Below are 21,645 nucleotides of genomic sequence, written 5' to 3' on the forward strand. Positions count from 1 at the left end.
TTGAGATATTAACATACAAAAGCTAAAATTTGTAAGTTTGCTGCATGCTCGAATTTAAATTAGAAGGAGAATTCATTCCGATGATCCAGTTACTAAAGGCGATGAACCTGGTCCCAAGCGGTGGAGAAGCCCAAATTGTGGTAGAGGCGGGATTAGTAAAGTATAATGGAGAGGTGGATCTGCGCAAACGCCTGAAAGTTAGGCGTGGCGATATCGTTGAATTCAAAGGACAAAAAATAAAAGTTACATGAAACCTATTGAGAGTATAAGCTATTCCGTTTTTTTTGAGAGCAGTCTGCAGGAATTATCTGCATTTTTAAATAAAAAGAAATACAGCAAAGTTTTTGTTCTGGTTGACAGCAATACAGAAATTCATTGTCTGCCCGCGTTACAGGAAGCTTTGGGATCAATTGAATTTGATCTGATTGAAGTTACACCCGGTGAGGAAAATAAGAATATTGATTTTTGTATCGGGATCTGGAGAATGCTTCTTGACTTTGGTGCCGACAGAAACAGCATCATGATCAACCTTGGCGGTGGGGTGATTACTGATATGGGTGGTTTTGCGGCTTCAACATTCAAACGGGGTATTGATTTTGTACAGGTACCTACTACCCTCTTATCCCAGGTTGACGCTTCTGTTGGTGGCAAGACCGGAGTAGATATGGAGAATGTCAAGAACATCATAGGCACCTTTACTCAGCCAAAAGCGGTTTATATTCATACGGGGTTCCTGAAAACATTAAGTGATAGGGAACTGCGTTCAGGATATGCTGAAGTAATTAAACACGGACTCATTTACGATGCTTCCCTGTTCGAAAAGCTTAAGGGAATTGTTCCAAAAGACCTGAGTGATGAAATTATCTATCGTTCCATTGAAATTAAAAATGAAGTAGTCATCACAGATCCTTTTGAAAAGGGATTACGAAAAATTCTGAATTACGGACATACGATCGGACATGCAATTGAAAGTTACTCTTTGAAGCATGATAAAAGTCCATTATTACATGGAGAAGCGATAGCAATCGGTTTCATTTGCGAAGCTTTTCTCTCTGAAAAGAAAAATGGGCTTAAAAAAGAAGAACTTTCGGAAATTGTAAAAACTATTCAAAACACCTATCCCATTTATAAATTAAATAAAACCAGCTATTCTGACCTTCTTGAAATTATGAAAAATGATAAAAAGAACAATGCAGGGCAGATCAGCTTCTCCTTATTAAGTGAAATTGGTAAATGCGGATACGACATTTATTGTACCGAAGAAGAGATATTTGAGAGTTTGGATTATTACATAAGCTGTTCCTGAATCCTGGATTATTGATTATATACCCAATACCATTTAGGTCAAAAATCTAAATTTGTAAAAAAAATATTTTTTTCTATTGACAGAATTAAATTTTGTGCTACATTTGGAAAACATAAGGATGAAAAATTCAACTACATATTACTTCGCTTATTTTTACTATCACGGTAAGAGCGGGGAAAATATGCAATAGATCTTAATATAGAAATTAGCAAAAAGTCCCTGCCCAAAAGCAGGGACTTTTTTTATTTAAAATCAAATGCAGAAAAAACGAGTAGCTATTCAGGGAATCCGGGCTTCATTTCACGAAGAGGCGGCATTTAAATTCTTCGGGACTGATATCGAGACCATTGAATGCGAATCATTCAAAAAAACCTGTGAGGTTTTGAAGAATAAACAGGCAGATTATGTGGTTATGGCTATTGAAAATTCAATTGCCGGAAGTCTTCTACCTAACTATACCCTGCTAAGAGAATACAACTTCTCCATAGTCGGTGAGGTATATCTGGCGATACAACTTCATTTGCTTGCGCTTCCCGGAGTAAAATTTGAGGACGTAAAGTATGTACAGTCGCATCCAATCGCCATCCGTCAATGCAGTGATTTCTTCGAAGAATTTCCTCATTTACAAGTAGTTGAAAGCAGTGACACTGCAGCCTGCGCGAAAAAAATCAGGGAAGAAAACCTGACTGACACCGTAGCTATTGCTAATCTGCTTGCGGCTAAACTTTATGATCTGGAGGTAATGGAAAGAAGAATCGAATCGAATAAGAAAAACTTTACCCGATTCCTTATTCTCGCAAATAAACCACTAGAAAATGTTGAAGTCAATAAAGCCTCACTTAGTTTCCAGGTAGGAAACTCCGTTGGATCCCTGGCTGACGTCCTGAATATCTTTGCCTCGCACAAGATCAATCTGAGTAAAATTCAGTCAATGCCCGTACTTGGAAAACGAAATGAATACAATTTTTACGTTGATATAGAATGGAAAAACCAGGCCGATTATGATTCTGCGATCCGGCAGGTTTTAAAACATACGATCAACTTTACTATCATGGGTGAGTACCTGAAAAACGATAAAGTTTAACCTGAAACAAAGCAAATAACAATTAAAAACGATACTATAATCAATCTCCTGGCTAGTTCCGGACCAAAAATTAAAACGATGAAATTAAATTTAAAATTAGAACCCTTAAATACCTGGGTAAAAACAAAAAATGAGCCTTTATTAATTGCAGGGCCATGTAGTGCTGAAACTGAAGATCAGCTATTGGCTACCGCACATTTACTGGCAAAAACAGGAAAGGTTTCTGTTTTAAGAGCTGGAATCTGGAAACCACGTACCCGTCCGGGAGAGTTTGAAGGAATTGGAAGTATTGGTTTAACCTGGTTAAAAAGAGCCAAGGAAGAAACAGGCTTACCTACCGCAGTAGAAGTAGCAAACGCAAAACATGTGGAAGAAGCCCTGGCAGCAGGAGTTGATATCCTTTGGGTAGGTGCACGTTCAACGGTAAATCCATTTACAGTACAGGAAATTGCCGATGCCCTTAAAGGTGTAGACATTCCGGTGATGGTTAAAAACCCGGTTAATCCTGACCTTCAGTTATGGGTAGGTGCATTGGAACGTTTCAATAATGCAGGTATCACAAAGCTTGCCGCTATTCACAGAGGTTTCTCCTCTTTTGAAAAAACTGCATTCAGAAATGAACCGATGTGGGAACTGGCCATTCAGCTAAAAACTCTATGCCCTGAACTTCCAATCATCAATGACCCAAGCCATATTTGCGGAAACCGTGAATTAATTCAATATGTTGCTCAAAAAGCCCTTGATCTTGACATGCAGGGATTGATGATTGAGTCGCACCTTGACCCTTCTGTAGCATGGACTGATGCAAAGCAACAGTTAACCCCTGCTGCATTATCAGAATTAATGGAACTTCTTACACTGCGTAAGCCAGAGAGTAAAGACAAAGAATTTACTGATAAACTGGCTGATCTGCGTACCAGCATCGACAAAATTGATGATCAGATCATTCAGAAAATAGCCGAAAGAATGCAGGTTGTACAAAAGATTGGTGAATTCAAACGTGATAACGGAGTAACTATCCTTCAGGTAAACCGATGGGATCAGATCATGAACAAACGCAGTGCATTTGCAAAGGCTTTAAAGCTGGATCTTAACTTTACAGGTAAACTTCTGGAATTAATTCACAGCGAATCTATCCGCAAGCAAACTGAAATCATGAACGATAAAGTGAATGTTGAATAACAATGAGTTCAGCAAGCATAAAAATATCAGCAGCAAATAAAAAACTGGACTGCACCATACCCCTGACCGGATCAAAAAGCGAGTGTAACCGCGCATTGATCATGCAGGCCTTGAGTGATGGTGCAGTCCGGGTAGACAATATTTCTGAAGCTGCTGATACTGTTACTTTAAACAATATCCTAAGGGATAAGGCACATAAAGTGGTTGATATTGGTCCGGCAGGTACTGCCATGCGCTTTTTAACTGCCTTTTATTCCTTACAGGAAACAGAAATTCTATTAACCGGATCGGAACGCATGAAACAGCGTCCTATCGGGATTCTGGTGGATGCTTTAAAAACGCTTGGCGCTGATATTCAATATGCAGAAAAAGAAGGATTCCCTCCATTAAAAATCAGAGGCCCGATTAAGCAGAAAACCAATCAGGTCAGTATTAAAGGCAATATCAGCAGTCAGTATATTTCTGCATTATTACTTATTGCTCCAAAACTTGAACAGGGTTTGAATCTGGTTATTGAGGGAGAATTAACCTCAAAACCATACGTTCAGATGACGCTGGCAATGATGGAACAGGCTGGCATCAGACATACCTGGACTGATAATGTGATCAGCATTGCAAAGCAGCCTTTCAATAAGTCGGTAATCAATGTTGAACCCGACTGGAGTGCGGCTTCTTACTGGTATGCTATTGCGGCATTATCCAAAGAAGCCCGTCTTTTCCTCCCGGGATTGAATGGATACAGCCTGCAGGGCGACAGCATGATCACTGAGATTATGGCCAACTTTGGTATTACCTCGCAATTTAAAGATGGGGGTGTTTACTTAATCAAGGAAGCAAAGAAATTGGAGAGAAAGATCTTTGATTTTAAGGAATGTCCGGATCTGGCACAGACAGTAATTGTTTGTTGTGCAGCACTGGGACATGATGCTACCTTCACCGGATTGGAGACCTTGAAAATTAAGGAAACCGACCGGGTCAATGCGCTTCAAACTGAACTGGCTAAGATCGGAGTAAAACTGATTGAAAAGAATCAAACCTATAAACTGGATTGCTCAGGGCTTGATCTGAATAAAAAAATCCAGATAGCAACTTACGATGATCATAGAATGGCTATGGCCTTTGCACCACTTGCTCTGGTTATGCCGGAGCTTGAAATCGAAGATCATCTGGTTGTTGAAAAATCATATCCGGATTTCTGGAAACATCTGGAACTTGCAGGATTCAATATTAGTTGAGAATTGAGACCCGATAGCTATCGGGTGGAGAATTAGGATATCGCACTATGAATTGAAATTTTCATCTTTAATCCTAATTCCCAGAACCTAATACTTAATACTTACTACTTAATACTTACAACTTACAACTCAAAAATGGCAGGCAATTCATTCGGTCAACTGTTCCGCATCACAACTTTCGGAGAATCACATGGTGAAGCTATTGGTGTGATCATCGATGGCTGTCCTTCTAATCTGGTGGTCGACATGGATTTTATCCAGTCTGAGCTCGATAAGCGTAAACCCGGGCAATCAAAGATTACAACCCAGCGCAAGGAAAGTGATACAGTACAGATTCTGTCGGGAGTATTTGAAGGCAAAACTACAGGCACTCCTATAGCGATGATCATTCCGAATGAAGATCAGCGTTCAAAAGATTATTCGCATATCAAAGATGCCTATCGTCCCTCACACGCAGATTATACTTACGATGCCAAATACGGGCATCGCGATCACCGCGGTGGCGGGAGATCATCGGCGAGAGAAACAGCTGCAAGGGTAGCAGCGGGAGCAATAGCTAAACTTTTATTACAACAATCAGGAATCGAAATATTTGCGCATGTATCAGCAGCAGGTACCATTGAAGCACCCTTACTTTCAATAAATTCGATTCCAGAATTGCTTGAGATCAGGGAGAGTAATATTGTACGCTGTGCAGATCCGGCTACCGCCAACCAGATGATTGAACTGATCGATGGGATCAGAAAAGAAGGAGATACGATAGGTGGAAAAATTTCATGCCTGGTTAAAAACTGTCCTGTTGGATTAGGTGAGCCTGTTTTTGACAAACTGCATGCCGATTTAGGCAAAGCGATGTTAAGTATCAATGCCGTTCATGGCTTTGATTATGGATCCGGATTTGCAGGTTCTGAAATGAGAGGTTCTGAGCATAATGATCTTTTTGTAGCCCCTGCAGAAGGACAGGAAAACAGCAATTTCCGTACTCTGACTAACTATTCAGGTGGAATTCAGGGCGGCATATCAAACGGAATGGATATTACATTCAGGGTGGCATTCAAACCGGTAGCAACTATCATGCAAAATCAGGCCAGCCTCGATTCTGCAGGTAATGCAGCAAATGTTCAGGGCAAGGGCAGGCATGATCCATGTGTTGTGCCCCGCGCAGTAGCAATTGTTGAGGCCATGACTGCACTTGTTCTGGCTGATCATTTATTGAGGAATAAGGTTATCAGGCTTTAGGAGGTTCCCGTCATTTCGAAGGAGGAACGACTGAGAAATCTGTACTTAAATTGCACAATCTTACTCAACAGATTTCTCCTCGCGTTGAAAATCATCTGATTACAAAAATTTTAGCCCGCTCGTCGAAATGACGGTATTGGATTGTCCGTCATTTCGAAGGAGGTACGACTGAGAAATCTGTTCCTTGATGGCACGGAACAATGTTACTCAACAGATTTCTCCTCGCGATAAAAATCACCTGATTAAAAAAAAAATTAATCCGCTCGTCGAAATGACGGTAGGTTGTTCACAATTATTAAAACAATTTCGGAAACTTATCCGGGAAACTGTCATTCATCATTGCATAAACAATTTCAACAACATCATCCACAGAGGGTTTGGTGAAATAATCACCATCAGAACCATAAGGGGTACGATGAGGCTTGGCAGTAAGTGTATGCGGCTGACCGTCTAAAAACCGGTATCCATTCTGACGTTCCAGTACCTGCTGCATGATAAAAGCAGATGAACCTCCCGGAACATCTTCACCAACTACAAGTAATTTATTGGTCTTACTCAAAGACTCTGCGCACAGGTTGCCAAGATCAAAGGGCAAAAACGTCTGTGGATCAACAATTTCAATATCTATACCTAAACGCTCAAGTTCCTCAGCAGCCTGTTCCACTATTCTCAAAGTTGAACCATACGAAATAACGGTGATATCCTTTCCTTCACGAATAATCTCTGCTTTACCCAGTTCCACTCTGAATTCACCTACATTATCAGGCAATTTCTCTTTCAGGCGGTAACCGTTAAGGCACTCTATCACCAAAGCAGGCTCATCACCACGAAGGAGGGTATTGTACATACCTGCGGCCTGAGTCATATTTCTGGGCACACAAACATGTACCCCCCTTAAAGAATTGACAATCACCCCCATCGGAGAACCTGAATGCCAGATTCCCTCTAAACGGTGTCCTCTCGTTCTGACGATAAGCGGAGCTTTTTGTCTTCCCTTAGTACGGTAACTTAACGTTGCAAGATCATCACTCAGAATATTTAATGCAAATAGCAAATAATCAAGATATTGTATCTCTGCTATGGGTCTTAAACCTCGCAAAGCCAGACCTATTCCCTGGCCTATAATGGTCATTTCACGGATACCGGTATCCGTGATCCTCCTTTTACCAAACTTGGCCTGCAGACCGGCAAAACCCTGATTCACATCCCCGATTGCCCCAACATCCTCACCAAAGGCAAGAACACGGGCATCGCGAGCGAAATTTGCATCAAAACATGCATTTAGAATTTCCCTGCCATCAACCTCTTTTGAACTTTCGGAATATTCAGGCTTAAGTTCTCGCAGATTTAACGGAGATTCCTTTGATCCTGTGAAAAGTTTGGAATTATAACGCTCAAAAATATGGCCTTGCTGCTGTTCATACCAATCCAGCAATGCCTTTTTAGTTTCTGAATGATCATGTCGCAATAATCTTATTGCATTTCTGACCATTGCTATGACATCCTTACGGGATGGGTCGATACTTGTTTTAAGCTGAGTGGCTAACCGGATAAGTTCAGGCTTCTGAGTCTTTTCAACAAGGCTGATCGCTGTATCCAGCTCTGATTTCATCCCTGAATTGAATTCAGCCCAGGCCTTCTTCTGACAATTACGAATATATATTTTGGCATTTGCTTCAATCTCATTCAACTCATCTTCTGTAGATATAGCTGATTCGATCATCCATTTGCGCATCTGCAACATGCAATCGTATTCATTTTCCCAGGCAATCCTATCCTTATTTTTATAACGTTCATGCGAACCTGAAGTCGAATGCCCCTGAGGCTGCGTCATTTCAGTAACGTGTATCATTACCGGAATATGCTGTTCACGGCAAACTTTGATCGCTTTTTCATAGGTTTCACACAAACCGGGATAATCCCAGCCTCTGACTTTAAATATCTCGTACCCTTCACCCTTATCATCACGCTGAAATCCTTTCAGAATTTCAGAAATATCCTGTTTGGTGGTTTGATACTCGGCTGGAACAGAAATACCATAGGCATCATCCCATATAGAAATTGCCATTGGCACCTGCAGTACTCCGGCAGCATTGATAGCCTCAAAGAAAATACCTTCTGAAGTTGAAGCATTACCTATGGTTCCGAAAGCAACTTCATTACCATTTACTGAGAAATTCTTTAAATAATTAAGATCCGGATTGTTCTTATACAGCTTCGAAGCCAGAGCTAAACCAACAAGACGCCCCATTTGTCCACCCGTAGGTGAAATATCTGAGGATGAATTCTTGGTACTGGTCAGATCCATCCAGCTTCCATCTTCGTTTAAAAGACGGCTTGCAAAATGGCAATTCATCTGTCTGCCACCCGAACCCGGGTCAGCATCAGGATCTGTATTGGCATAAAGCTGAGCAAAGAATTCAGGCATCGTTAACATACCTGCAGCAAGCATAAAGGTTTGATCACGGTAATACCCTGAACGCCAGTCGCCGGCCATAAAGACCTTAGCCATAGCCAGTTGAGCTACCTCTTTGCCATCCCCGAAGATTCCGAATTTAGCTTTACCGGTCAGAACTTCCTTACGACCCAAAAGACTAGCCTGCCTGCTTTCAAAAGCAATTTTGTAATCATTAACGATTATGCTTTTGAATGCTTCAAAGCTTAATTCCTCTTGTTCCTGCAGATTGTTCTCGTTTACCCGGGTTTCTATCATAGAATTGCTTTATGGCCAAAAATAAGAAAAGAGTGCAGGAAATGATAATCCTTATGCAAAATAATAATTCGCTATTTCCGGAATTATCCAAATAATAACATCCGGATGATTAATAAATAAATGCAATCACCTGATTTGGAATGATATTTGAACGATTCTGCCTGATATTGCTAAAATAAATAAAAGATGAAAAAAATATTAATCCTGTTAGCTGCCCTGATTGTAATTGTGGTTTTTAAGTCGATGCAGACTCAGAACAAGGCAGAATTCAAATTTGACAAAGAAACACATGATTTCGGGCAGATCCCGCAGGGTACACCGGTTAGTGCCGAGTTCACCTTCACAAATACAGGTGCTGAGCCACTGATTATTTCATCCATTGAAACTAGCTGTGATTGTATTATGACCAAATTCACAAGAGAACCTATTTTAGAAGGTGGTAAGGGAATCATTACAATCACTTATGATGCCGCTTTGCCACAGGCAGGCTTTACAAAAGCCGTGAGGGTCAAATCCAATGCAAGAACTCCTATTAAAGTGCTGTATGTTAAAGGTGAGGTTCGGAGCGCAGGCTGATAAATAATCTTAAATTAAAAATTAAAAAGCCTCTCCATTCGGAGAGGTTTTTTAATTTTGTACCATGCCAGAAATTTCAAGTAAAGGCAGGCAAATGCCTGCTTCTCCAATTCGAAAGCTTACTCCTTTTGCTGATCAGGCAAAACGTGATGGAAAAAAGGTTTACCACTTAAATATTGGTCAGCCGGATATTGAGACCCCTAAGGGGATGCTCGATGCGATAAAAAATATAGATTTTAAGGTTTGGGCATACACTCCCTCTGAAGGAACTCTGGTTTATCGTACCAAGCTGACCGAATATTACAATAAACTGGGTTATGACATCAATCCTGCGCAGATCCTGGTAACAGTAGGTGGTTCTGAAGCCATTACTATTGCAATGCAGGCCTGTGTTAACGAAGGGGATGAGATAATCATTCCTGAACCTTTTTATGCCAATTACAATGGATTCGCCTGCATGAGCAATGTAGTGGTAAAGCCCATCCTGTCTGTCATAGAAAATGGATTTGCTCTCCCTCCGATATCTGAATTTGAGAAACTGATTGGTCCGAAGACCAAGGCTATCATCATCTGTAATCCAAATAACCCAACCGGATACCTGTATTCAAAACAAGAATTGGAAGCTCTCAGGGAATTATGCCTGAAATACAACCTGTTCCTGTTCTCTGATGAAGCCTATCGTGAGTTCTGCTATGATGGTAAGGAGTTTATTTCTCCGATGCATCTCGAAGGACTTGATCAGCATGTGATCGTTCTGGACACTGTTTCCAAACGATATAGTGCCTGTGGTGCCCGTCTGGGATGCCTGATTACGAAAAACAAGGAAGTAATTGCCGCGGGATTGAAATTCGCGCAGGCGCGTCTGAGTCCGGGTATGGTTGAACAGATTGCAGCAACTGCCGCTGTTGACACACCCGACAGCTATTTTGAACAGGTAAATAAGGAGTATACCATCCGCAGGAATACACTTGTTGAGCGGCTTAACAAAATTGAAGGGGTATTTTGTCCGAACCCGGGTGGTGCCTTTTATGTTGTTGCAAAATTCCCGATCGACAATGCGGATAAATTCTGCCAGTGGATGCTGGAAGAGTTTGAATATGAAAATTCGACAGTAATGATGGCACCTGCGACAGGATTTTACAGCACTGCAGGGGCTGGAACCAATGAAGTACGTTTGGCATACGTTTTGAACAGGGAAGATCTGGAGGCTGCTATGACCTGCCTTGAGCAGGCATTAAAAGTGTATCCGGGTCGGGTATAGTGGCTTTTGCAGGGATGCTATTGTAATATTTCGTATCTTTGTATTATATAATCTCCAGGTATTATATAATCTCCAGCATAAAATTCAGGGGCCGACCGGAATTGACAGGATGGAGGCAGGTATGTAAGCATGCAGCGCATTGTAAGTATTAGCGCTTAAATCTGAACTTTCAAACCACAATTGGCGAAAATAACTACGCCTTAGCTGCTTAATTTAGAATTAAGTAAGCTTTTGTTCCGTCAGATTCTGTTCTGTAGTCTGACATCAGGAGCATCGAACAACAGGACTGGCCAGGGTTTAATGGTGTGATAATCCGGTAAGACAAGACATCTACGGAAGACGGTACAGGTAAGCGGTTGACCTTCCCCTTCCCGACAATTAAACAACAGCTAAGCATGTAGAAAGCGTAACATGTCCCATGTTTGGACGAGGGTTCGAATCCCTCCGGCTCCACTTGATGATCAAAAGCCAGGCCGCAGGCTGAGCGAAATAAAAAAACCAAGTCCTGAAAGGCTTGGTTTTTTTATGCAATATTTTTAAGCAGAAATGAGCATTTACTTTTACTTGAAAGGGCTCGTATCAGGCTTCCTTATGCATAAACCTTCCCTATTAATCAGGAGATCCAAACTTTATTAAATAAAATTTTGCGTAACCATATGGTATCCTATATATTTGTAACCACATGGTTTCAAATATATGGACTTAAGAAGAGATGTATATCAGGCAATAGCTGACCCTACCCGAAGGGAAATTATTGATTTACTCAGTAATCGTTCTATGAATCTCAATGCCGTAGCCGGACACTTTGATATCAGTCGCCCGGCAATTTCAAAACATATCAAAATTCTTACTGAATGCGGATTGATCAGGGTGAAGCAAACGGGCAGGGAACGGCATTGCAGTGCAGATATCCGAAAATTGAAAGAAATAGATAACTGGCTAAGTCAATACCGAAAATTCTGGAACCTCAAACTGGATGCCCTGGGTGATTTCCTCGAGCGCCCTGATGTTCCCTGACCTATCTAATAAAAATCATCTTAAATAAAATAAATATGGAAACTAAACCACTCGTTGTTGAGCGCATTTACAATGCCCCGATTCAAAAAGTATGGTCAGCTATAACTGATAAAGACCAGATGAAAGAATGGTATTTCGATCTTGAAACATTCAGGGCAGAAAAGGGATTCAAATTTCAGTTTACCGGAGGAGATGAAAATGTACAGTACTTACATGAATGTGAAATATTGATATGTGATCCCCCGAATAAGCTAAGTTACTCATGGACCTACCCCGATTATAAAGGCTATTCGGTGCTGACCTGGGAGCTTTTTGAAGAAGGTGAACATAAAACACGACTGAGATTGACACATAAAGGATTGGAGAGCTTCCCTCAGGATAATCCAAATTTCAGGATTGAAAGTTTTACAGGTGGCTGGAACTACTTCATTAATGAAGCGCTTCCCAATTTCGTTGAAACAGAAATAATCCGGAAGTCAATTTCAATTAATGCTTCACCGGGGATAATCTGGGATATTCTACTCAACCCAGACAATCAGTGGGCCATGGCATTTGGTTCTGGATCTTTAGTTAAAACCTCCTGGAAAATTGGATCAGAAGTAATCTGGACCGATCTGGAAGGTGGAATTGGAGCATATGGTCTTGTGAAGGAACATCGCCCGGAGGATTACCTGCAGATTGATTTTTTCGATGATACTGAACCAGTTGAAGGCGCTCAGACAGGAGAGTACGCTGAGAAGTATAAACTTTCAAAGAACGATGACAGAAAATGTGTCCTTACAATTGAATCTGGTCCCCTTGCAATAAAACACATCAAAGACCATAGTTCAATGTGGGATGAAGCCTTGAAAATTATAAAAGAGCTATCAGAAAGTCGGTAAGAAAAAATATTCCTGCTTAAATGTATTCTCGGTTGCTCTGTGTTTAATCTCCAAAAAAGCATTCCCAGAATACTGCAAGGCTACAATCAGAATATAGGTCAGCCCCCATTAAAGGCTGTGATCTTTTATAGATCCATAAACAAGGAATCCACAATGTATCATGGAAGGTTTTCATAGACAAAATCTATATTAGCATAAACACAATCAATAAGATTTATAATGTTTTATGATGTAGCTTTGATTAGGTAATTTTAATTAAAAACCTATACTCAACATAATCTAATAAATCTTTAATAAAAATGGAAAATAACACATCCCAGGGCAAGTGCCCGTTTGGTCATGGTTCATTAAAACCAGCCGCAGGTGGTGGCACAAGCAACCGCGACTGGTGGCCAAATCAGTTAAAACTGAACATTCTGCGTCAGAACTCTACGCTATCTAACCCAATGGGAGATAGATTCAACTATGCCGAAGAGTTTAAAAGTCTGGATCTGGATGCTGTAAAAAAAGACATTTTCGAATTAATGACCACTTCACAGGACTGGTGGCCGGCTGATTATGGTCATTATGGTCCATTCTTCATCCGTATGGCCTGGCATAGTGCCGGAACTTATCGTATCCAGGATGGTCGTGGTGGAGCAGGCTCCGGCACACAGCGTTTTGCACCACTGAACAGCTGGCCTGATAATGCAAATCTTGACAAAGCACGTTTGCTGCTTTGGCCAATCAAGCAGAAATATGGCAGGAAAATTTCCTGGGCAGATCTGATGATCCTAACTGGAAATTGTGCGCTTGAATCAATGGGTTTTGAAACTTTCGGTTTTGGCGGTGGACGTGAAGACGTTTGGGAACCTGAAGAAGATATCTATTGGGGTGCCGAAAAGGAATGGTTAGGAGATCAGCGCTATTCTGGCGACCGTGATCTTGAAAACCCTCTGGCTGCTGTTCAGATGGGATTGATTTATGTAAATCCTGAAGGGCCTAATGGAAACCCGGATCCGCTTGCAGCGGCACGTGATATCCGCGAGACCTTTGCCCGTATGGCAATGAATGATGAAGAAACAGTGGCTCTGATTGCCGGGGGACATACTTTCGGTAAGACCCATGGTGCTGCTGATCCGGGTCAGTATGTAGGTAAAGAACCTGCAGCTGCCGGCATTGAAGAAATGGGGCTTGGCTGGAAAAACACCTATGGCAGTGGTAATGCAGGTGATACAATTACAAGTGGACTTGAAGGTGCATGGACCACCACTCCAACAAAATGGAGTAATAACTTCTTTTGGAACCTTTTTGGTTACGACTGGGAATTGTCTAAAAGTCCGGCAGGTGCGCATCAGTGGAAACCAAAGCATGGAATGGGTGCTGATTCAGTCCCCGATGCACATGACCCCTCTAAACGTCATGCACCTACGATGCTGACAACCGACCTGGCACTTAAGGTAGATCCTGCTTACGAAAAAATTTCAAGAAGATTCCACGAGAATCCTGATGAGTTTGCAGATGCTTTTGCGAAAGCCTGGTATAAGCTTACCCACCGTGATATGGGGCCTATTTCAAGATATCTTGGTAAAGAAGTTCCTTCTGAAGTATTAATCTGGCAAGATCCAATTCCTGCAGTTTCGCATGAATTGATCGACAATAATGATGTCGCTGCACTGAAAGCTAAAATACTTGAATCAGGGCTTTCAATATCCCAACTGGTTTCTACGGCATGGGCTTCGGCATCAACCTTCCGTGGTTCTGATAAACGTGGCGGTGCAAACGGTGCACGCGTCCGCCTGGCTCCTCAAAAATACTGGGAAGTCAACAATCCGGCTCAGCTTGCTCAGGTGCTTGATAAACTGGAGAGCATTCAGCAAGAATTTAATAGTGCTCAGTCAGGGAATAAAGCAGTTTCCCTTGCAGATCTGATTGTCCTCGCTGGCTGTGCTGCTGTCGAAAAGGCCGCACAAAATGCCGGTCATCATTTAGCGGTTCCATTTACGCCAGGAAGAAGTGATGCTTCACAAGATCAAACTGACGTAGATTCATTCGCAGCATTAGAGCCTCTTGCAGATGGATTCCGCAACTATCAAAAAAACAAGGCGACTTCTTCTGCAGAAGAAATGCTGATCGATAAAGCACAATTACTGACGCTAACTGCACCCGAAATGACAGTTCTTGTAGGCGGTATGCGTGTGTTAAACACAAACTTTGATCAGTCTCAGCACGGTGTCTTCACAAAAAATACGGAAGCACTGAGCAACGACTTCTTCGTGAATCTGCTTGATTTAGGCACAAGCTGGAGAGCAATTTCCGAATCTCAGCAAGCATTTGAGGGTCGCGATCGTGCAAGTGGTGAAATCAAATGGACTGCTACCCGCGCAGACCTGATCTTCGGATCAAACTCAGAGCTTCGTGCAATTGCTGAAGTTTATGGCTGTGAGGATGCGAAAGATAAATTCGTTCAGGATTTTGTTGCTGCTTGGACTAAAGTGATGAATCTTGACCGCTTTGATCTGGCCTGATTTAATAGCTAAATAATTTAATAAAAAGGTGGTCAGGTAATGGACCACCTTTTTTTATACCTTTCTGACTTATTAAATGGTTTTTATTCGATTAACATTTAAAATTGCTGCTAAAGAAATTAATACCCTCAATTTTTTAATTTCAGGAAACATTTTACAATGATTCAAAACCTCATCCACCAATATAACTTACTCCCGCATCCGGAAGGAGGCTATTTTAAAGAGACTTACCGTTCAGAAGAAAGTATTCCTGCAAACGGATTACCATTAAGATTTTCAGGTGGGCGGGCTTTCAGTACCGCCATTTATTTTCTGTTATTAAAAGATTTATTTTCAGCCTTCCACCGAATCAAAAGTGATGAATGCTGGCATTTTTATGAAGGCGAGAGCCTGAAAGTGCATGTACTTCATCTTAACGGAACTTACGAACTGATCCGTCTGGGTAAAAACAGGGATGCGGGAGAAGTATATCAGGCCATCGTGCCCGCCGGGGCATGGTTTGCCTCAGAAACAAGTGGAGAATATTCCTTTGTTGGCTGTACAGTAGCTCCGGGATTTGATTTCGCCGATTTTGAGCTGGCCAGGGCTGAAGAACTGAAATCAGAATACCCCGAATATGCAAGCTTAATCGAAAGACTTTGTCGTCAGTGAAAAATCTTTAAATTACAGAATAATAAACACAAGATTTCATTCATGAGAATTCTATCATTTATTCTGGCGGCACTTATACTTCCAACGAGTTTAATTGCCCAAAAACCTACCAAAAGGGCAAAAAATATATTGATTATTTATTCAGATGATCATAGTTATCATGCCTTAGGTGCTGCCGGGAACAAGGAGATTTCAACACCCAATCTGGATAAACTGGCAAAATCAGGACTGATGTTTACCCAGGCTCATGTAATGGGCGGCCATCAGGGTGCAGTTTGTATCCCTAGCAGGGTAATGCTGCTTACCGGCCGCTATGTGAACCGGCTTCCCGGTGACGGAAATATTATCCCCGACAGTATTGTCAGTCTACCTGAAGTACTACGGAAACAGGGTTATAACACCTACCATACTGGTAAATGGCATAGTGATAAAGCATCCCATAGCCGGATGTTCAGCACAGGCGGAGATATTTTTTTTGGCGGAATGCATTTTCCAAAATTCGGCGGACAGGAACATCCAACAGTATTTCTTTTCGATAGTGCAGGTGTTTATAATGAAAACCGCAAGCGGGTCAGTGATATTTATAGTACCACGCTTTATGCGGATAATGCTGTCCGCTTTTTAAACAGTTCCACCGCTAAGGCAAAGCCATTTTTCTGTTATGTTGCCTTTACTTCGCCACATGACCCAAGAACTCCTCCAGGGAATTTTGCAACAATGTATGATCCGGAAAAAATCACCTTACCGGCAAATTTCCTGATCAAACATCCCTTTGATAATGGTGATCTGAATGTACGGGATGAACAGTTGTTACCCGTTCCCAGGGATCCGCAAGCTATAAAAAAAGACATTGCTCTTTACTATGGAATGGTCAGTGAAATGGATGCCCAGGTTGGCCGGATTTTAGAAGCACTGGAGAAAAGCGGCCTGAAAGAAAATACTTTAATTGTTTTTGCCGGTGATAACGGCCTGGCAGTTGGACAGCATGGATTACTCGGCAAGCAAAATCTTTATGAACACAGCATCAGGGTACCTATGATCATTTCAGGTCCCGGTATACCTGTTAACAAGAAAACTGAAGGATTTACCTATCTGAGTGATATAACACCCACAATAATAGATTATCTGGATGTAAAAAGACCTTCAAGTGTTGAAGGACGTTCATTATTACCGGTTATTCAGGATCCGGCAAGAAAAGTCAGGTCATCTATCTACAATGTTTACGGTCATTGGAGCAGAAGTATTAAATCAGAGGATGGATATAAAATGATCGTTTATAATGTAGATGGAATTGCGACTACACAGTTATTCAATCTCAAAAAAGACCCCTTAGAAATTAAAGATCTTTCTAAAGATCCTGCATACGGTGAAAAGCTAATGCGAATGAGGATCCTCCTGAAACAGCAAATGACAGTTGCATTCGACGATCTTAATATTGATCTGCCTGATTGGGGAAGAAAGAAAAATCAGAAATCCCGTGGTAGTTGAAAGCAGAAAATCAATTAGAATGATGTTCATTACTTCAAATAAATACATTGCTTTAATTACTGCATGCCTGATACTTGTCTTAACTGACAGGCTCTATGGTCAAAAGAACATACCGCTTCCTAAAAAAAGTCAGTTGGTATGGCAGGATGCTGAACTTACGGCACTAATCTCTTATGATCTGCATGTTTTTGATGGCAAAAGGTATGACCAGGCGCTAAACAGAATCACACCTATCGCCGATTATAATATTTTTAATCCTGTAAAACTGGATACTGATCAATGGATCAGATCTGTAAAGGATATGGGAGGCAAGATTGCGATTCTTACAGTAACACATGAAACCGGATTTGCACTTTACCAATCTGATGTGAACCCCTATTCTATGAAGGCTCTTAAATTTCAGGATGGAAAAGGCGACATAGTACGTGATTTTGTTGCCTCCTGTAGTAAATACGGCATCTTACCCGGACTTTATATCGGGATACGCTGGAATTCCTATTATGGAGTTTATGATTTCATGGTTCATAATGACAATTCTCCATTCGCAAAGAACAGGCAACAATATTATAACAAGCTTTGTGTAAAAATGACGGAAGAACTGATGTCAAGATATGGAGAACTGGCCATGGTCTGGTTTGATGGAGGTGCACATGGACCCGAATTAGGCGGGCCAGATATCCTGCCTGTTGTAGAAAAATACCAGCCAAATATTATTTTCTATCATAATACCCAAAGGGCAGATATTCGCTGGGGCGGAAGTGAAACAGGAAAGGTCAATTATCCTTGCTGGGGCACCTATCCATTCCCCTATTCTCACTCCACCAATCAGAAAGAGATCTTCAAAAATGATTTTCAATTACTTAAAGAGGGCGATCCGGAAGGAAAATATTATATGCCGGCAATGAGTGATGCTCCATTACGGGGTCATAAAGGTCGCCATGAATGGTTTTGGGAACCAGGTGATGAAGAACACATTGAACCACTTGAAAACCTGATGGATATGTATTATGGCTCCGTTGGCAGAAATTCAACACTTATTCTTGGTATTACGCCAAATGCAGAAGGCCTTATTCCGGATCCTGATGTTAACCGAATGAAGGAATTTGGAATGGAAATCAAAAAACGCTTTTCCTCAGCTCTTGGAAGGGTTTCAGGAAAGGGCTCGAATTATGAATTAAGATTAAAATCTTACCAGAAGATTGACCACCTGGTTCTTATGGAAGACATTGTCAATGGTGAACGGGTCCGGGAATTTAGTATTGAAGGTAAAACCAGAAATGGCTGGATTTTGATTAGTGAAGGTTCAAGTATAGGTCATAAATTCATAGCCAAATTTGATCAGATAGAAGTATCAGCACTTAGGTTGAATATTACCAAAAGCATTGCTGAGCCCGTTATAAGAGACTTTTCAGTTTATAATTCTTCAGGCAATTAATCAAAAACAGAGTTTAGTATTTTTTATTAAAGGGAAGGGGGTATTGTGGTGATTTTAACTATCTATTTTTTGAAATGTGCTATTGTGATTTTTTTTAATGCTCGTCCCGCTTTTCGCTCATACTCCACAGGCCTTAGTCACAGGCCGGTATCCGCTGCAATCGCGTTTAAGAACATCAGACATCAGATTAAACTTAATCCAGTCCGAATTCTATCATCCTAATCTGATTTTCAGCTGGAAAAAGATTGTTTTGAATGGCTGCCGCCTAATTAACCAGAAAATGTAAAATTCTGCAGGCATTGCCCTTACTCTTACTATTTTTCTCTGCAAGAGTTCTGATAGTCACCGTATGCTTTTTATCATCTAATTGATCATTTAACATGATGTACCAGGGAAGATGAAGCCCCCCGCTCCATTGGGTATACAGATCTGCCTTTTTAAAAGCAGATCCATCAATACTGTATTCAATTATACCTGCATCCGGACCGGAAGTAATACATATACCGATGGCCTTTCCGCTAAAGTCAAGCTTCATTTCAGCACCGGATACTTCTGCGACCATTGCAGGAACATCAACATAACGCTTTCTTGTCGAAACACCGTCCTTAGGCGACCATTTCTCAATAAAATTCCAGTTAATCACATTTCTTGCCTGACTAACAGGCAGGTACTGGCCTGAGGTATAACTGAAACTATCCAGCGCTTCAGGCAATTTTCTGGCTGTAGGTTTCTGACTGTCTGAAGCAGCCATTGCGAATGCATTATCCAAAAATGTGCTGATCGAGCGGGCATAGATCTCATGTCCGAAGGGTGATGGATGAAGATCCTTAAAATCATCTTTCCAGTTAAATTCGCCCGCAATAATACGATCACTGATCTCTCTGGCAAGATGAATACTGTTCACTTTGTATTGCTCGGCTACTCTTTCGTGATTGACAATAACCTCCGGAACACCGCCATTCTTATAAATTTCAAGTTTTGGGGGATCGACAAAATGCAGCATCACTACATCCATATCCGGATAGCGTCTTAATGCATGTCTTATTATGCCTTCCATCCCCCTTAATTGTGATTTCCCATCAAAGCCATTCACCTCATCATTCACAGCAGCTTCTTCAAAAAACAAGTCGATCGGACCTTTAGAAAGCACATCCTGCTCCAGCCTGAATGCTCCGGGAGTACTTCCGGTCGAACTGATTCCGGCATTGATAAATTCGAAATCAGTATCCGGAAAACGGCCTTTCAGATAGCTTTCTATCTTCCCGCGCCAGGCACCACCCTCCGTAATCGATCCCCCCATGAATGCTACCCTCCCTTTTTTCTCCTGACTAAACTTATTATAGCTGTTTTGTAAGCTCTGACGATGAATATGGTAATTGGATGGCGGAATAAAATTATTTGAAGCCGCATTTTGCTTTCCATGAGGCTGAATAACTTGTTGAAGCCTTAATGAATCTGCGATCTGTTCGTATAATTCATCCGGCCACGGAATCTGCTGCCCGTTTTTTTTATAAGTCGGCATTACTGCCCCTCTTTTTTTCAGCTCAGTGGTCAGAAGCCCGGCCATCTCCTTCAACTTTTTGGCTTGCAGCATTGAAAGATCGTTTTTCTCCCCAATATCTGACTGAATATCATATAGTTCCAGCTTAGCTGCCTTGTGGAAATAAATAAGTTTCCAATTCCCTTTGCGAATGGCAGAAGCCCAGGAAATTCCTTTCAGATTGATAGTTGTCCAGTTATTCGGATAATGCCATAACAGAATCTTCTCATTGTCTTTTTTATTTGAATCAAACAGAAAAGGACTGATACTTTTTCCGTCAACTTGCTGTATGGTTTCGTATTTTTTGAGTCCTGCCAATTCCAACACTGTTGGAAAAACATCATCAATCCCAACATATTGATTGCTTGTACTGGCTTTGGTTATTCCAGGGCCTGCTGCGATCATCGGAATACGAATTCCCCCTTCATACAAAGACCCTTTCCCCATTTTTAATGGCAAATTTTGAGTATGTGCCAGTCCACCCCTGTTTGGTGTAGTTGTTAATCCACCATTATCAGAAAGAAATAGAATATAGGTATCATCGGATATTCCTTCTTTCTCCAGATAATCCATCAGGTCACCCAAACTTTTATCCATACCCTCAACTAAGGCTGCATATCGGGCTTCTGTGTCCGACAAACCCTTATCGATATAGTGCTGATAAAAACGCTTGTCTTTACTGAATGGCAGATGCACCGCATAATGCGACATGTACAAAAAGAATGGCTTTTTATTTGTCCTGTTTGATGCTAAAGTAGCAATGGCCTCTCTGGTCAGAGCCTCTGTAAGATTTAAGCCCTGATCCGCATATTTATCCAATCCCCTGACGCCCCAGGTAGTGTCATTTGGATTGTTTCGGTAACGGTCTTCGGCCAGAAAACTTCCCGGGTGGCCAGCTGCTGTTCCAGCAATATTCACGTCAAAACCAATTGTTAAAGGATTTGATGCAGGGGTACCATAAGGAGCAAAATGGGCCTTTCCGCAATGTATATTGAAATAACCTGCCTGCTTTAAAAGCATGGGCAGTGGCGTAGCTGTAATCGTATTGTTAATACCTTTTGCCAATGCAAGTCCGTTATGGTTCCACACCGGGGGAATCAGAACACTGTCCGGATAATCAGTGGGTGTATTTTTCTTCACATTGGTCCAGTTAGTTATTCCATGCCTGGCTACATTCATTCCTGTTACCAGACTAACCCGGGTTGGTGTACAAACTGAATTTGCATAGGCATTACTGAATTTCATTCCACGCCTGGCCAGACGCTCCATATTTGGGGTACGATAGATCGAATTCAAAGGGGTTGATTCAGACCAGAAAGGCACAGATGTATCCTGCCAACCCATATCATCAACCAGAAATACGATGATATTCTTTTTCTTCTGCTGGGAAAATGCCTGCATCGAAATAACTGAAAGCAAAGCAATTAAAAGGGAGTATCTGATCTTAAGCATTTGACTAAATTAAATAATAAAACCAAAAAATGATGCTCAGGTAATAAAAATGCATGATTGAATTCAGAAGGAAGTATT

The 21,645-nt window shown here is 41.4% G+C and carries 16 protein-coding genes and 1 other RNA gene; 15 read left to right on the forward strand and 2 right to left on the reverse strand.

Going from position 1 to position 21,645, the window contains the following annotated elements:
- The first annotated feature begins 44 nt into the window (after positions 1-44).
- The 6 genes from VGE44_RS00425 to aroC all read left to right on the forward strand — a co-directional run bounded on the left by VGE44_RS00425 (position 45) and on the right by aroC (position 6,046).
- Positions 45-251 carry an RNA-binding S4 domain-containing protein gene (locus VGE44_RS00425; RefSeq protein WP_324487171.1) on the forward strand — a complete coding sequence of 69 codons (207 nt, stop codon included), beginning with the start codon at positions 45-47 and terminating at the stop codon, positions 249-251.
- Complete coding sequence (aroB, locus tag VGE44_RS00430) at positions 248-1,306, forward strand: 3-dehydroquinate synthase (RefSeq protein ID WP_331075800.1); 1,059 nt, start codon at positions 248-250, stop codon at positions 1,304-1,306. The genes VGE44_RS00425 and aroB overlap by 4 nt, the downstream gene beginning before the upstream one ends.
- A gap of 256 nt (positions 1,307-1,562) precedes the next feature.
- Entirely contained in the window at positions 1,563-2,390 is an 828-nt protein-coding gene (locus VGE44_RS00435; protein ID WP_324487173.1) for a prephenate dehydratase, read from the forward strand.
- Positions 2,391-2,468: 78 nt separating this feature from the next.
- Positions 2,469-3,572, forward strand: coding sequence for a chorismate mutase (locus tag VGE44_RS00440; RefSeq protein ID WP_331075801.1), 1,104 nt, complete (start codon positions 2,469-2,471; stop codon positions 3,570-3,572).
- A 2-nt stretch (positions 3,573-3,574) separates the two neighbouring features.
- Positions 3,575-4,807, forward strand: coding sequence for a 3-phosphoshikimate 1-carboxyvinyltransferase (locus VGE44_RS00445; RefSeq protein WP_331075802.1), 1,233 nt, complete (start codon positions 3,575-3,577; stop codon positions 4,805-4,807).
- Between the two features lie 135 nt (positions 4,808-4,942).
- Positions 4,943-6,046 carry a chorismate synthase gene (aroC, locus tag VGE44_RS00450; RefSeq protein WP_331075803.1) on the forward strand — a complete coding sequence of 368 codons (1,104 nt, stop codon included), beginning with the start codon at positions 4,943-4,945 and terminating at the stop codon, positions 6,044-6,046.
- A gap of 295 nt (positions 6,047-6,341) precedes the next feature.
- On the opposite strand, the gene VGE44_RS00455 is transcribed toward aroC, so the two are convergent.
- Positions 6,342-8,759, reverse strand: a complete 2,418-nt coding sequence (locus VGE44_RS00455) for an alpha-ketoacid dehydrogenase subunit alpha/beta (RefSeq protein WP_331075804.1) — start codon at positions 8,757-8,759, stop codon at positions 6,342-6,344.
- Between the two features lie 186 nt (positions 8,760-8,945).
- Here VGE44_RS00455 and VGE44_RS00460 point away from each other — a divergent pair, with 186 nt between their 5' ends.
- The 9 genes from VGE44_RS00460 (at position 8,946) to VGE44_RS00500 (ending at position 18,575) form a co-directional block, all read left to right on the forward strand.
- Complete coding sequence (locus VGE44_RS00460) at positions 8,946-9,335, forward strand: DUF1573 domain-containing protein (RefSeq protein WP_331075805.1); 390 nt, start codon at positions 8,946-8,948, stop codon at positions 9,333-9,335.
- Between the two features lie 64 nt (positions 9,336-9,399).
- Complete coding sequence (locus VGE44_RS00465; RefSeq protein ID WP_331075806.1) at positions 9,400-10,596, forward strand: pyridoxal phosphate-dependent aminotransferase; 1,197 nt, start codon at positions 9,400-9,402, stop codon at positions 10,594-10,596.
- An 87-nt stretch (positions 10,597-10,683) separates the two neighbouring features.
- Positions 10,684-11,052: a transfer-messenger RNA gene (gene ssrA / locus VGE44_RS00470) on the forward strand.
- 240 nt (positions 11,053-11,292) lie between these two features.
- Positions 11,293-11,613, forward strand: coding sequence for a metalloregulator ArsR/SmtB family transcription factor (locus VGE44_RS00475; RefSeq protein WP_331075807.1), 321 nt, complete (start codon positions 11,293-11,295; stop codon positions 11,611-11,613).
- Between the two features lie 35 nt (positions 11,614-11,648).
- Positions 11,649-12,494 carry an SRPBCC domain-containing protein gene (locus VGE44_RS00480; RefSeq protein ID WP_331075808.1) on the forward strand — a complete coding sequence of 282 codons (846 nt, stop codon included), beginning with the start codon at positions 11,649-11,651 and terminating at the stop codon, positions 12,492-12,494.
- A gap of 299 nt (positions 12,495-12,793) precedes the next feature.
- The gene (gene katG / locus VGE44_RS00485) at positions 12,794-15,001 is read left to right on the forward strand and encodes a catalase/peroxidase HPI (protein ID WP_331075809.1); all 2,208 of its coding nucleotides are present in this window, start codon (positions 12,794-12,796) and stop codon (positions 14,999-15,001) included.
- A gap of 159 nt (positions 15,002-15,160) precedes the next feature.
- Positions 15,161-15,652, forward strand: coding sequence for a cupin domain-containing protein (locus tag VGE44_RS00490; RefSeq protein WP_331075810.1), 492 nt, complete (start codon positions 15,161-15,163; stop codon positions 15,650-15,652).
- A 42-nt stretch (positions 15,653-15,694) separates the two neighbouring features.
- Entirely contained in the window at positions 15,695-17,140 is a 1,446-nt protein-coding gene (locus VGE44_RS00495; protein WP_331075811.1) for a sulfatase-like hydrolase/transferase, read from the forward strand.
- A gap of 19 nt (positions 17,141-17,159) precedes the next feature.
- Positions 17,160-18,575, forward strand: a complete 1,416-nt coding sequence (locus VGE44_RS00500) for an alpha-L-fucosidase (RefSeq protein ID WP_331075812.1) — start codon at positions 17,160-17,162, stop codon at positions 18,573-18,575.
- 265 nt (positions 18,576-18,840) lie between these two features.
- Here VGE44_RS00500 and VGE44_RS00505 read toward each other — a convergent pair whose 3' ends face one another.
- Complete coding sequence (locus VGE44_RS00505; RefSeq protein WP_331075813.1) at positions 18,841-21,567, reverse strand: sulfatase-like hydrolase/transferase; 2,727 nt, start codon at positions 21,565-21,567, stop codon at positions 18,841-18,843.
- Positions 21,568-21,645 lie beyond the last annotated feature (78 nt).

Source organism: Daejeonella sp., from assembly GCF_036405355.1.
Taxonomy (GTDB): domain Bacteria; phylum Bacteroidota; class Bacteroidia; order Sphingobacteriales; family Sphingobacteriaceae; genus Daejeonella.